Raw genomic sequence first — 13781 nt, forward strand, 5'->3', positions numbered from 1 at the left:
AGCGCTAAAATATACACCGATTGGGAGGATAAGTCAGCATGACAGCAAACAAAAAAATGCGCTCTGACATGATCAAAAAAGGCTTTGATCGTGCACCACACCGGAGCTTGCTGCGCGCAGCAGGAGTTAAGGAAGAGGATTTTGGCAAACCATTTATTGCCGTGTGCAACTCCTATATCGATATCGTTCCTGGACACGTACACCTTCAGGAATTCGGTAAGATCGTTAAAGAAGCGATTCGCGAAGCAGGCGGAGTCCCGTTCGAGTTCAATACCATCGGTGTTGATGACGGAATTGCTATGGGCCATATCGGCATGCGTTACTCTCTCCCAAGCCGTGAGATCATCGCCGATTCCCTGGAGACTGTCGTCTCGGCTCACTGGTTCGACGGAATGGTATGTATCCCTAACTGTGACAAGATCACGCCAGGCATGATGATGGGTGCGCTTCGCGTCAACATTCCGACGGTATTCGTCAGCGGTGGACCAATGAAGGCCGGTAAGGACAAGAACGGTCGCTCGATCTCCCTGACCTCCGTATTCGAAGGTGTAGGTGCTTATCAGGCAGGTAAGATTGATGATCAAAGCTTGCTGGAGCTTGAGCAATTTGGCTGTCCAACCTGCGGTTCCTGTTCAGGGATGTTCACAGCGAATTCCATGAACTGTCTTGCTGAAGCACTGGGACTGGCTCTGCCGGGCAACGGTACTATCCTGGCAGTCGCTGAGGAACGTAAAGAGTTCGTTCGTCAGTCTGCGAAGCAACTGATGGAGCTGATCAAGATTGATCTCAAGCCGCGTGACATCGTAACGAAGGAAGCGATTGACAATGCCTTCGCATTGGATATGGCGATGGGCGGTTCCACGAACACTGTACTGCATACACTGGCTTTGGCACATGAAGCTGAGGTAGATTATCCAATTGAGCGCATCAACGAAGTGGCTAACCGAGTACCACATCTGTCCAAGCTGGCTCCTGCCTCTGACTATCACATCGAGGATGTACACAATGCAGGCGGCGTAAGCGCGGTTCTGAACGAACTACTCAAGAAGCCAGGAGCGCTGCACGCGGACTGTATCACCGTGACAGGCAAGACGTTGCGTGAGAATGTGGAAGGCCAAGAGATTCTGGATACGAACGTTATTCATAGGCTGGACAACCCTCATTCTGAGCGTGGTGGACTGGCTGTGCTCTTCGGCAATCTGGCTCCACAGGGCTCCATTATCAAGGTGGGAGCAGTTGATCCATCCGTTGGCGGCTATCACCGTGGACCTGCGATCTGCTTCGATTCCCAAGACGATGCGCTGTACGGAATTGCTAACGGCCATGTGAAGGAAGGCCACGTCGTGGTTATCCGTTATGAAGGACCTAAGGGTGGACCAGGTATGCCGGAAATGCTGGCACCAACCTCCCAAATCGTAGGTATGGGTCTGGGGGCCAAGGTAGGACTGATTACGGATGGCCGCTTCTCAGGGGCATCCCGAGGTATCTCGATCGGTCATATCTCACCAGAGGCCGCTGAGGGTGGACCGATTGCCTTCGTCGAGGACGGAGATTTCATTGAGCTGGATCTGAACAACCGCACCATCCAGCTGGAGATCAGTGATGAGGAATTCGATCGTCGTCGTGCCAACTGGAAAGGCTTCGAGCCAAAGGTGAAGACTGGTTATCTCGCCCGCTACTCCAAGCTTGTTACAAATGCGAGCAATGGCGGAATCATGAAAATCTAATCATAGCACCTTAGCATGAACAAGAAGTACTATAGCATACAACAAAAGCTGTTTCGGGCTTATCTAGCCTCGAAACAGCTTTTTTGTCTTACTGGTTACTTGTATTCTGCTAATTAGCCCCATGAAGTCGCTGTTAGGCCGTGGTGCCTGTGCTGTTCACTTGGGCAGCAGTTGCCGATTCCATGTCCACGATCTCATTGTCATAGTCTGCCCCCGCTTCTGCTGACTTGGATAGGCGGTTGCTTGTGCCACCATATCGACTCTTCAGGATACTGACTGGCATAACGATTCTCTTGGGGACCAAGGTCGCTCTTGCCGCAATTTCACCGCCTGATCTCTGTTGCTCTCCACGAAGCTTTCCCTTCCTGAAGCGTCTCTGTCCAGCAGGGTGAATGACCAACAGCAGCAATGCCAGGTACCAGCGCGAAGCTGTGGCGAATAGCCCATTTGGTAATTCCTCCACGATGAAGCCCAGCTTCTCGGCTCCCCTATTAATCATGCTTACACCATACAGTGCCTTTACATTTGTAAGACCCGGCTCCTCGGCAATCCGGGTTGCCAGAGCGGGGAGCTGCTGCTCTACACCGCGAATCATCTGAATAGCAATGTGGAGCGTGGATTTTGCGCTAGCGCCGATCTCATACAATCTACGATTGTCAAAATGCAGCTCCAACACACTGTCCCCCTTGCTTAACATAGAACCATCGCCTAGCTTGATCTCTTCTCCCTGATAGGAGCGCTGTCTGTAATGCAGTAATGGAGTGTCCTTCGAAGCTGGCTGGAGATGGAAGAGACTGTGGAACAGCTTCTCATATTGGAACCATAGGCGTAGTATGCTTCTTTTTAGCCAACCTGCATCGCTCTGTCGCTCCTTCTCCTTACCCATGACTGCTTCAGCCTCCTCCATCTCATCAATTCTAATTCCCTTCATCCCCCGGTGCGCGGCTTCCTCCAGCAGCTTCTCGACAGCTAGCAGCATATTCTCTGGCGCCTGCGGGTCAGCCCCAAAGGTAGTCCCCCGATCATGCAGCAGCATAATCTCTCCTCCTCGCAGCTTCCTCAGCATACGTTCGGCAAGCCGATCAGCACCGAGTCGGAATCTCCAATCATAGAACATTGAAGACCAGAGCACGATTCTTTTTCCAGCTGAAGGGGAGAAATCAAATAGGTTAACCACTCCCCATGGAGGTCTATAATACATGACTGGCTGTCCAGTAGCCTGATTAATAATCTGCTCGGTCCACTCAATCTGTCTACGCACCGTCTTGGGTCGCATTAACCAATTCGCCCTGTGCTCATAATTATGAATACCAATCAAATGCCCTTCCTGGTGCATTCTTCGCAATATATCCGGATGCTCCTTGGCATGCATACCGACGACAAAGAAGGTCGCCTTCACCTTATAGCGTCGAAGCAGATCCAATAGCTGTGGGGTGTAGACTGGATGCGGGCCATCATCGAAGGTTAATGCGAACGAATCCTGTATTTTCCCTCTACGTAGTACCCTGAACCCGAACAATCGGCTAATGACCAGTGGAATAAATGCATACAAAGAAGAGATGTACAATATTAACAACAGTAAATTCTGCAGCATGAATATCCCCACTTTTCCGTTTTGTCTTGGCACTCTCTAAGCATATGAACTTGAACATACATAACACAGGTCGGTGATGCTGGATCATGCTCAAATTTGGGAACCATTCTCCGAATATCATCGTATATGTACACAGTTCAGTATTTTGAATCCCCTCAGATGCCCAGTGGTACTGGATATATCACTAGATATACTACATAGTTTAGAAGAATCATGATAACCTATAGAGGATTTATGTTGCCCCATATAGTGTATTTTGAAAAATGATTTAGATGTATGATACAAATGCACACATGATTAACTATGAGCAGGGTGCTGCTCTAAGCACATCAATTGATTGAGAAAAGGAGACGGAATCATGCTACCGTTATACAAAAAATACTGGCGCACCATATTTGACATCGCATTAATTGTCCTCACTGTCTATCTTATCATGTTACTGTTCAGTAAGTTATACCATTTGGCTGCTCCCGTATTTCTATCCTTCATCGTCTTCGCTTGCATTGAACCGCTGGCTCAATTCCTGCATCGCCGGGGAATGCGCAAAGCTTTCGCTTCAGCAATTTCCGTGCTGCTGTTCGCTGCTGTGCTCATCGGGGTCTTTCTCGGGTTAGGTGTCATTCTGGCGGTACAATCCATGAAGCTGGCTGATGACATTCCACGCTATACAGTGCTGATTCAGGATGCATTCCGGCAATCCAGCGTATTTGTGCAGAGTCAGATCACGTCATTGCCTCCAAGCTTGACAGAGCGTCTGAATGAATACTTCGAGACGATCACCAGCATGCTTGGCACATGGGGGGCGAGCTTTCTTCGCTGGCTGATTGGGTTTGTAGGCTCATCCTCTACCTTTATAGCCAATTTTGCCGTTGCTGTTATTTTAGCATTCTTTTTGAGTGTCGAGATTGATTTATGGAAGGTTATTGCCCGAAAAAAGACACCGCAGACCTTGAAAACAGCCTTTGATTTCTTCAAAAATCACGTCATCAAGGCCATTTTCTCGTATCTGCGTGCCCAATTTCTACTTGTCTCCATTACATTTGCGCTCATTTTTACCGGATTGCTTATTCTGGGGACAGGAAATGCCTTCTATATAGCTATTTTATGTGCTCTATTTGATCTTTTGCCACTGCTTGGTGTACCTGTAATTCTGTTGCCTTGGGCTATCTACCTGCTGATTGTAGGTCAGACTGGACTCGGTATTGGATTGATCGTACTGCTGGTTATTACGATGCTGGTGCGTCAACTGGCCGAGCCTAAAATTGCGGGCAACTCCATCGGTGTGACATCCGCCTATCTCATGCTGTCATTCATGATTATTTCCTTGTCGATCTTCGGTGTCTCAGGACTGATCATGTCACCAATTCTGTTAATCCTGATCAAGGAGCTCATGCAGCAGGGCTACCTTCAACGCTGGATTCATCTGCCTAAGGATGAATTCGAGGAATCTCCCTTTTCTGGTCCGCCTTCAGGAGGTCCGACTAGCAGCAGATGAAGATCGGGCCAGCAAGTCCATCACCTGACCGAACAGTCGTGTTGCCTGATTGCCGACATTCTCCGGTCTGTTCTTCACTAAGACTGCAACTGCATACTTAGGATGCTCTACTGGGCCGTAACCAACAAACCATTGATGGTTGCGGCCTTGTCCTGTCTGCGCAGTGCCTGACTTACCTGCCAGATGCCAACTAGCTGATCGTAGAGAGCGGCCTGTCCCTTCATTCACGGTATCCCGCATCCATGCCAACAGCTGGCGAGCTGTCTCTGGTCGCAACCTGCCCGGCGTAGCTGGCATCGCATGTGGCCCAAGCTCCTTGAGCACACTTCCGTCACGATACTTGACCCGACTGACCAGACGTGGGGAGAGGACCTGGCCTTCATGCAGCAAGGTTACTACCACATTCGCCGCCTGTAACGGGGTGATTATGACGTCCCTTTGACCAATAGCTGTCTGGACCCGTATCCCTTCATCCTCCAGGTCTGCGCCAGATGCATAAATGCGTCCCCCATGCTCATGCGCCAGTGGCTGCACGGTCGATATCCCAGGTATTCCGTTTGCCTGCCATCCGACCGCTTGACCAAGTCCTAGATGTCTGGCCATAGTTAGGATATCTTCTGAACTTACCCGCTCAGCGAGGTGTGCAAACACTGTATTGCAGGAACGGGCAAAGCCCTCACGCAGACTCAGTCTTCCGTGACCTCCGGGGACAGGACAGGAAAGCCCATATTTACCAAAGTCCCCCTTACACTCGAAGACCTCATCCTCAGAAGTCTGATTCGCCTCCAGGGCAGCAGCAGCCGTCACAATCTTGAATACTGAGCCCGGAGCTGTTGCTTGTGTCGCATGATTAACCCACTGTCCCTGCTTCGGGTGGATATCATTTGGATTATAAAAGGGACTGGATACCATAGCTAAAATATCCGCATTCTCTACGTCCAGTACGACTACCGCTCCTTCCCCCATCCTCGACTGCTCCAGCAGCCCCTCAATCTTTTCCTGTATGGGCAGATCAATCGTGGTCTGTAGCCGCAAAGGATAATAGGGATTATCTGGCTTAATCATACGAAGCGCAGAGCCCGGAAGTGTTGCACGCACCGGATCAACCAAGTGCAGCATGACCGTCTTCCCACGGCTCTTGAGCAGCGGCTCGAATGCTTTCTCCAGACCCGATGCCCCTATTGCAAGGGATGTCTTCTTGCCAGGATCATAGACGTATCCCAGCCACTGGCGTCCTGTAGCTGAATTGGCATATCTTCTCACATACGGAAGCACCTCTACAGCATCGCTGTGAATTCCACGAAGCTTATGGAGCTGCGCAGATTGCAGAGCTAACGGTTGGTTCACTGCATCTCTCCAGATAAACGGGGACTCCAGCGTCTCCCATTGCTGTCGCAGTTTAGTGACCCTGATCTTCAATATCGAAGCGAGTGTCTCTAGTTCTCCTTCGCTCAGCCGCTCATAGCCTCTCGGAAATAACACCGGTACCCAGATGCGTTCTCCCGTCAAGGGATGACCATTGCGATCCTCTATATGCCCTCGGCCATCATCCACCACAACCCCTTCCTGACGTTGTAAAACTGACAACTCGCCTATAGTCTTAGATGACAGAACATTCTGCCCGATGTAAAAGCCCGCCTGCAGCCAGCCCAATCTGGCTATGATCAGCATGAGAAGGCTACCAAAGAAGATCATGAGCGCTCGGATTCGCTGTCTACGCTGTGTATTTTGTAGATACTGTTTGCTTTGTTTGTGCCCTGTATGCTGTGAATGCTGTGAGTGATGTGAGTGCTGTGTACAATGTGAATCCGGTGTTCCTTGGATGCAGCAAGCTCTATTTTCCCGCTGCGCCGGTGCTCTCTGTCCCGCCATGGTGGGTCCTCCTTGCCGATCCTCTGGATGTGGAAGATAGTATGCCCTTGGAAAGCAGACACCATCCAGCTTATTCCTGTAAAGCTAAGACCGCTCGCCAAATATCACCTTGCCCAATCAAGTGTAAGTATAAATCAGCTGCTATGAGGTGCCCTGGTGGCCATGTTAAGCTTATTGTTCTTTCGAACGAGGATACGCCGTAGATTGAACGTCAAAGCTCTGAAGAAGGCCTTCGGCAAGCATCCGATCTTCTGAACGCAAAAATGCCCCCTTGCCAGATCGACAAGGGGGCATCGCTGTAAAATATATACACTAATCTGTACTTGCTCAGGCTAAACGATGAACTTCGAAAGCGTCTCCTTGAGGTTGTTGGATACATTCTCCAGCTTACCAGACAAGGTTACGAGCTGATTGCCCACGTTCTCCTGCTCACTGCTCAGGGAAGCTACTTCCTCTGAGGTTGCGGAGGATTGCTCGGCAACAGCACTTACATTGCTCATGGCATCAGACAATACGCTCTGTGACTGATTCAACTCCTGAATCGAGCCCGTTACAGAATTAAGACGTTCTACGAAATCACCCATTTGCTGCTGTACAGAATTGAAGATTTCTGTTGTCTCCTTAACGGCGCCCATTTGTTCCCGGAACAATGGATAGACTTCAGACAATGCAGCTACCGTTTCGTTCATTTCAGACACAATGTTATCGACAATGTCCCCTGCCATAATAATGGACTGGCGAGATTGGTCAGCCAATTGCCGAATCTCGTCTGCTACGACCATAAAGCCTCTTCCGGCTACCCCGGCACGCGCTGCTTCAATCGTAGCATTCAAGGATAGAATATTCGTCTGCTTCGTAATATTCTGTAGCACATCAAATACCTTGAATACCGAAGCTGTCGTCTCCTTCAGACGATCTACCTTCGCTACCAATGCCTTGGTTGTTTCCTCGGTCACACGTGTCTTGCTCATCAGCTGCTCTAGCTGCTTGGTACCCTCTTCGCTTGAACGCTCTACGTGACGGGCAGCATCTCCCATCTCTTTGTTTGAGTCGATGACGAGCTCCATCTGACGGGAAATATTCTCCGTTAACGCATTTCCTTTCTCCGCTTCAGTTGCCAGGCTGGTAGCCCCATTCGCAATCTCTTCTGTTGCTACAGCGATCTCACGGGCCGAGACAGCGGTCTTTCTGGATGCATCACTAAGCTCAGAGGCTGTTCCCAGAACATCCTGTGCAGAATTGTTGGTAAGCTGCGCCAGGAGCGTTATTTGCTCCATCATTTCGTTGAAGCTGGCTGACAGCTGACCGATCTCATCCTGTGAATGATGCTTCGTGCGTACACGCAAGTCACCCTTCGCTCCCTGAAGCATCAGCTCAGTCAGATTGGACAATGGACGAGCAATCATCCGAATCATGACCAGACCGATCACTACAGCTAGCGCAGCAGCGACAATAGCAAATATCCAGGTCGTAATCAGAATACTTCTGGCGTCAACTACCAGTTCCTTCACAGGTACTTGTCCATTCAGTATCCATTGTGAGCTCCCTAAAGTCGTATAGACCGCCAGTGTATTTACTTGCTGATCGCCGATATTCAGATTGAGATTCTTTGTTCCTTGCGGCTCTGTATAATCCTTTACGTAGTCGAGCTTCACTTCTCCCCCAGCCATATTGTCCAATGTAGACGCTACGACTGCCCCGTCTGAAGCTACGAGATCGACTCGACCTCCTGCACCCAAGGAGAGACCACTCAATTGCTCCTCCAGAATACTTGTCTTCAAGTCCATGACGAGCACGTAAGTACCCCCAACACCACTTACGTCGTTCATAGTTCTGACCAGTCTGAAGGTCTTACCCTCACTGTCCGTAGGAATCCAGCGTGCTCCCTTGTTTTGCAGCACTTCATCGAACCACGCTTCTTCACGAACCTCAACTCGATTTCCGGTTCCCATCGGGTTCTTACTCTTGTCCTCAGGGTACAGATATAGGCTCTCAATCGCTTTGTTCGTAAAAGCGATATTAGCGAGCTTCTTGTTAATCGTGTCTGTATTTACGAAGACATCAAATGAAGTTTGGTTCGGGTCCGATATTTTCTTGAGCAAATCAGACATCTCCGAGTCGAAAAATACCTGTGTCGAGGTATCCAGCAGTCGCTCAAGAATAATGTCCAGCTTGTCTGCTGTCTGCGCGATCGTTTGTTGATATGCATCTGCTGCATTTTTCTCAATGACACCGCGAGCTGTCATATATGACATTACACCCAGACAGATTACGAAGAACATAATGGCAACGAAAAAGATAGCAAACAGCTTCATCCCGACCGACTTGACTGGATTTGCCTTGCGTATCATTGCTCCCATACCTTTGACAGTAAACGTTTTCATCCCGCGCGGTTGACGACCATTGCCCCCACCGTTCGCACTCCCTTGCGTGCCCTGACTGTTACCTTTCTTGCTCGGTAGCTTGGCCAACTGTTTCTTGAATAGAGGAGACAGCTTGCCTGCAGCTTGTCCAAGCTTTGCTTTTGTAGATTCCCATGGCTTAGATGAGCCCTCTACTACTTTTTGGATGTTCTGTGGTGCATTGGTGTCTTGAAACTTTTGGTTTTTGTTGCCCTGCTTGTTCTGACGTTTAAAACCCATTTCTCTCACCTGCCGAATGTGTTATATTTCTCTCCTTACAACATTTTCCTCTTTCACAGCTTGCCTGAATAATACACGTCCCCCTTCCTATTTTTGGCCGCACGCTAAATAAGCACATGCCGGATTATGCACAAAGGTCTTGCTTGAGAGGCTTGACCATAGTCAATTGCCAGCTGCAACATGCATTCAAACATAGTTTTGGGGCATTATGTAAAAAGCTACTCTTAATATATATCGTAATATTATGGTCGGATGTTAACACTTTTTACGTCCCACTAATAAATTTCTTAAAACTTTTTTCCTATTCATGAATAAGACCCTCTTATTCAAAGAGGGTCTTAAGCAGCACTGTTATAGGATAATTGTCTTATAACTGGCGATTTATACTATTTTTTCTTACGCATCATATCAAAATAAGATACAGGCTGGTCCACCTTCATTCGAATCGGCTGAAGTGGATGACGGGCAGCGTCAAGCTCATTGCCTTCTTCGTCCCAGATTTGTCCAACCTTTTGCTTGAAGAAGGTACCGTTAGGCCCAAAGAACTCGATCTCATGTCCAGGCTTGAAGTGATTCCGTTGCTGAACAGTAGCCATACCAGTTGCTGCATCATAGTCCAATACGAGTCCAGCAAAATCGTAAGGTACCGCCTTCTCCTCAGGCTCATAGATATGATCCTCATGATCAGGTGTGTCATAGAAAAATCCAGTATTCAGCGGACGATTAGCTGCTTTGTTAATCTCTTCAACCCATTCTGGCTTGAGTACGTAGTTATCAGGGTCCGCCATATACGAATCAATCGCTTGACGGTAGACATTCACCACAGTTGCTACATAGTGTATGGACTTCATACGTCCTTCGATCTTAAAGCTGTCCACACCCACATCAATCAGATCCGGAATATGATCAATCATGCACAAATCCTTGGAGCCCATAGTGAAGGCATTATCCTTCTCCTCGAACAGCGGCAGCTGCGTCTCGCCAAGACGGAAGTTCTGAAGGACTCGGCTATCCCGTGCTTCCTCCTCAGAGATCCACGTACCCTCTGGACGAGCGTCCTCGAACAGATCATACTTCCAGCGGCAAGACTGACAGCAGCCCCCACGATTGGAATCACGATCCGTAAAATGATTGGACAGGACACAACGTCCGGAGAACGAGGAACACATGGCACCGTGAATAAAGGATTCTATTTCGATGTCGACATGCTTCTTGATCTCCTGAATCTCTTCCATACTAGTCTCACGTCCGAGCACAACCCGTGGTAGCCCCTGATCCTTCCAGAACTTCACAGCTTGCCAGTTCAACGTGGATTGCTGAGTGCTCAGATGGACTTCCAGTCCAGGTACGAACTTGCGAGCTACATCAATGATCGCCGGATCAGCCGCAATAATCGCAGAGATTCCCGCGTCATGCAGGTTCTGCAAATATTCCTTAATTCCTTCGATATCTTCATTATGTGCATAAATGTTGGTGGCCACAAACACCTTGGCCCCATACTTTCGTGCAAATTCCACACCCTCACGCATTTCCTCAAAGCTGAAATTATCCGCATTCGAGCGCAGGCCATAATGCTGACCTCCGATATAGACAGCGTCTGCTCCATAATGAATCGCAAATTTTAGCTTCTCCAGATTCCCTGCCGGTGCCAGAAGCTCCGGTTTATCAAGACGGTTTCTCTTTCCTGCGTATTTAGGCTTCGTTAAGGTTGCCATCGTGTTGTCCACCCCTTTTTATTTTCAATTAATAAACCTGCTCTTTATAGAAAAATCCGAAGGACAGCTCCCGCTCCGGGTCCTGCAATCGCCTTACTTCATCCAGCCAGCTCTCATCGAACGCGTAGCTGTCAGCATCAGCAGCATAGGCATCTATGGCCTGACGATAAGCCTTGACTGCAGCGCAGTTATAAGCGAGCGACTTCATAAGGCCTTCGATCTTGAAGCTGTGCACGCCAGCTTCCATCATAATATGCAGATCCTCGATAATACAGATGTCATCCGAACTCATGATATGCGTTCCGTTGACATCCTCATAGATAGGGAACTTCTGATCAGGGCGCTCATCCGTCTCGATCAGGAACAACCCGCGATCCATGCCTAGATTACCATCCACTGGACGATTCTGATGCTTCATGTAACTAGCCACCAGACTGCGCTTGGAATGATAAATGTTCGTCATCCCATGCACCTGCACCTGGGCCTCGATCTGTAGGTGAGGAATCATCCCTGTAATCTCATCCATATTTAGCTCACGTGCCAGTACGACGCGAGAAGCTCCCTTCTCGCCCCAGTAGTTAGCTGTGGCATAGTTCGTCGAGGTCATCTCGGCATTCCAGAACAAACGAATATTCGGAGCATGCTCTCTCGCAGCTGCCAGCACAGAGGGGTCATTGAATTCGATCGCATCCACGCCGTACTCCGCAAGCTTCTCGATATATGTCGGGATCGACTGCAGCAGATCGTTGGTCATCAAGTTGCTCATAGATACGTAGACTTTCCCGTTACGCTTGTGCGCCTCATCAACGGTCTCCTTGATTTGCTCCAGCGTAAAGCTACCCGGCAGGCGCATACCAAAGCGGTCATCCCCGATCAGCAGGGCATCTGCTCCTGCCTCCAGAAGCTGCCGTGCCTCCTGCGGTGTAGCTGCCGTAACAAGCAGTTCCGGTTTTTTTTGCATATTGTACAACTCCTATTGTGTCACATTTTTGCTAGCTTCGATATTGTGTAAATGCTCCTGATACGTACGCCCGAACAAATGCCCCTGCGTACCATCCTTCTTTGTCACATAGTAGAAATAATCCGTATTGGCTGGCTCCAGCGCAGCTTCTACGGCGCTTAGACTCGGGCTCGAGATCGGTCCTGGCGGTAGTCCGTCATACATATACGTATTGTACGGGGTATCTACCTCCAGATCCTTGAACAGAAGCCGCTCCTTCTGCTTGTCCAGCATATATTGCACCGTGGCATCAATCTCAAGCCTTTGCCCTTTCTTCAGCCGATTATAGATAACGCTGGCTACCATCGGACGCTCTTCATCCACCACAACCTCACGCTCAATCAGGGAAGCGACCGTCATCAGCTCATGTAAGGATTCGCCGCGTTCCTGCAGTCGTGCCTCCAGATCGGTGATGGAGTCCAGCTCCTTCTGGGTCTGCTGCAGCATTACTGTAACAATATCCTTTACTGTACTGTCCTTCTTCACCTCATAAGTCTCAGGGAACAGGTAGCCCTCCAGTTGATATCTCAGCTTATCATTCCGCGGAATCGAATCGGCCAGTGGGAGCTCGAAGGCAGCTGCATCATTGGCCAGCTTGAGGAACTCTTCCTTGTCCGCAATTCCTGCTTCCTGAAGTCGATCAGCGATCTGGATTACTGTATAGCCCTCAGGAATGGTAAAACGCAGCATTTCTTCCTTCTCAACGTCTCCTGAGGATAACTTCGTTATAATTGCATCAAAATCGGCCCCAGGTGTAACCGCGTAATTCCCCGCCTGGAAGCCGCTCCCGACATTATTCCATCTCACATATCCTTTAAAAACGAGAGCATTCCGAATAAGATCTTTCTCCTCCAGCAGGTCAGCAATCCTAGAGGAGCTCATCCCTTGTTCTATGGTAAAAGCAACAGGCTCGGACTTTGCTTGCACAGGCTGCATCATTTGCCACAGATACCACGCAGCTCCTCCCGCTAATAGAACAAGCAAGAGCAGGAAGAGCAATGCCGGTCTAGATTTACGCTTCAACAATCCCAACCCCTTCACAGCCAAAAAGAGCGGACTGGTCCGCCCTTTCAGGTTCATCTCAACAGGCTTTACAATTGGTCAAGCTTCTTCTGGCCGTCAAGCTTACTCCGGCAAGGTTACTTCGTCGTATAGCTCGGCAATGTCTTCCCATTCCTCATCATCCTCAATGGTTGTGAGTTCAGGCTCCCCATCACCGTTATATTGAACACGCAATAACTCATAATCCTCTGCAGATGCATTCGGTGCCTGGATCACGACATAGCCTTGACCCTGTACCTGGAATTCCGCTACTAGCTGATACATGACGCTCTTCCCCTGTTCATCCTCCAGCTCGATGTCAAAGCCGAAGGATTCCTGAAGTCGAGACAGCCACTGAATATCTTCACGAGAGTAGGATGTCATGCGTCAGCATCCTCTTCCTCTTCTACAAATGTATTAAAAGTTTCTTCGACGATCTCCCATTCGGCGTCATCCTGGATGACAAATAGCTTGATATCGTCTCCCTCTTCTTCATAGCGGAACGCATATACATCGGTCTCATCCTCTTCAGGCTCGACTGGTGCAACCATCATATACTTGGCGTCGGAGCCATCTACCTCGAATTTCATAATGACCTCGAATTCCTCTTCGTTGCCATCTTCATCAGCGATGTAGATAATTTCCGGTTGCTCTTCTTCCAATTCCACTCGGTTATCAGCCATTGCGAAATCCCC

General features: G+C 49.1%; 10 protein-coding genes. 2 read left to right on the forward strand and 8 right to left on the reverse strand.

Annotated features, from left to right (window positions below; translation table 11 throughout):
* Positions 1 to 38: 38 nt before the first annotated feature.
* Complete coding sequence (gene ilvD / locus D328_RS0109280; protein ID WP_018884718.1) at positions 39 to 1727, forward strand: dihydroxy-acid dehydratase; 1689 nt, start codon at positions 39 to 41, stop codon at positions 1725 to 1727.
* A 133-nt stretch (positions 1728 to 1860) separates the two neighbouring features.
* Here the strand turns inward: ilvD and D328_RS0109285 are convergent, their stop codons facing one another.
* Positions 1861 to 3321 carry a polysaccharide deacetylase family protein gene (locus D328_RS0109285; protein WP_018884719.1) on the reverse strand — a complete coding sequence of 487 codons (1461 nt, stop codon included), beginning with the start codon at positions 3319 to 3321 and terminating at the stop codon, positions 1861 to 1863.
* 358 nt (positions 3322 to 3679) lie between these two features.
* Between D328_RS0109285 and D328_RS0109290 the strand changes: the two genes are divergently transcribed.
* Positions 3680 to 4816, forward strand: a complete 1137-nt coding sequence (locus D328_RS0109290) for an AI-2E family transporter (protein ID WP_018884720.1) — start codon at positions 3680 to 3682, stop codon at positions 4814 to 4816.
* Here the strand turns inward: D328_RS0109290 and D328_RS28700 are convergent.
* The 7 genes from D328_RS28700 to D328_RS0109325 form a co-directional block, all read right to left on the reverse strand.
* On the reverse strand, positions 4790 to 6688 hold the full coding sequence (locus D328_RS28700; RefSeq protein ID WP_018884721.1) for a peptidoglycan D,D-transpeptidase FtsI family protein: 1899 nt from the start codon (positions 6686 to 6688) through the stop codon (positions 4790 to 4792). The genes D328_RS0109290 and D328_RS28700 overlap by 27 nt on opposite strands.
* A 332-nt stretch (positions 6689 to 7020) precedes the next feature.
* A complete protein-coding gene (locus D328_RS0109300; protein ID WP_018884722.1) occupies positions 7021 to 9330 on the reverse strand; it encodes a methyl-accepting chemotaxis protein in 2310 nt (769 codons plus the stop codon).
* Positions 9331 to 9716: 386 nt separating this feature from the next.
* Positions 9717 to 11045 carry a peptidase U32 family protein gene (locus D328_RS0109305; RefSeq protein WP_018884723.1) on the reverse strand — a complete coding sequence of 443 codons (1329 nt, stop codon included), beginning with the start codon at positions 11043 to 11045 and terminating at the stop codon, positions 9717 to 9719.
* A 28-nt stretch (positions 11046 to 11073) separates the two neighbouring features.
* Entirely contained in the window at positions 11074 to 12006 is a 933-nt protein-coding gene (locus tag D328_RS0109310) for a peptidase U32 family protein (protein ID WP_018884724.1), read from the reverse strand.
* A gap of 12 nt (positions 12007 to 12018) precedes the next feature.
* Positions 12019 to 13068, reverse strand: a complete 1050-nt coding sequence (gene mltG, locus D328_RS0109315) for an endolytic transglycosylase MltG (protein WP_018884725.1) — start codon at positions 13066 to 13068, stop codon at positions 12019 to 12021.
* 102 nt (positions 13069 to 13170) lie between these two features.
* Complete coding sequence (locus tag D328_RS0109320; RefSeq protein ID WP_018884726.1) at positions 13171 to 13470, reverse strand: DUF1292 domain-containing protein; 300 nt, start codon at positions 13468 to 13470, stop codon at positions 13171 to 13173.
* Positions 13467 to 13769, reverse strand: a complete 303-nt coding sequence (locus tag D328_RS0109325; RefSeq protein WP_018884727.1) for a DUF1292 domain-containing protein — start codon at positions 13767 to 13769, stop codon at positions 13467 to 13469. Before D328_RS0109325 ends, D328_RS0109320 begins: the two co-directional genes overlap by 4 nt.
* Positions 13770 to 13781 lie beyond the last annotated feature (12 nt).

The sequence above is a fragment of the Paenibacillus massiliensis 2301065 = DSM 16942 genome (assembly GCF_000377505.1).
Lineage (GTDB): Bacteria > Bacillota > Bacilli > Paenibacillales > Paenibacillaceae > Paenibacillus > Paenibacillus massiliensis.

Coding starts and splice junctions, on each gene's coding strand:
- D328_RS0109300 (WP_018884722.1), bottom strand. CDS start 9,330: ATGGGTTTTAAACGTCAGAACAAGCAGGGCAACAAAAACCAAAAGTTT.
- D328_RS0109310 (WP_018884724.1), bottom strand. CDS start 12,006: ATGCAAAAAAAACCGGAACTGCTTGTTACGGCAGCTACACCGCAGGAG.
- D328_RS0109325 (WP_018884727.1), bottom strand. CDS start 13,769: ATGGCTGATAACCGAGTGGAATTGGAAGAAGAGCAACCGGAAATTATC.
- ilvD (WP_018884718.1), top strand. CDS start 39: ATGACAGCAAACAAAAAAATGCGCTCTGACATGATCAAAAAAGGCTTT.
- D328_RS0109290 (WP_018884720.1), top strand. CDS start 3,680: ATGCTACCGTTATACAAAAAATACTGGCGCACCATATTTGACATCGCA.
- D328_RS0109285 (WP_018884719.1), bottom strand. CDS start 3,321: ATGCTGCAGAATTTACTGTTGTTAATATTGTACATCTCTTCTTTGTAT.
- D328_RS0109305 (WP_018884723.1), bottom strand. CDS start 11,045: ATGGCAACCTTAACGAAGCCTAAATACGCAGGAAAGAGAAACCGTCTT.
- D328_RS0109320 (WP_018884726.1), bottom strand. CDS start 13,470: ATGACATCCTACTCTCGTGAAGATATTCAGTGGCTGTCTCGACTTCAG.
- D328_RS28700 (WP_018884721.1), bottom strand. CDS start 6,688: ATGGCGGGACAGAGAGCACCGGCGCAGCGGGAAAATAGAGCTTGCTGC.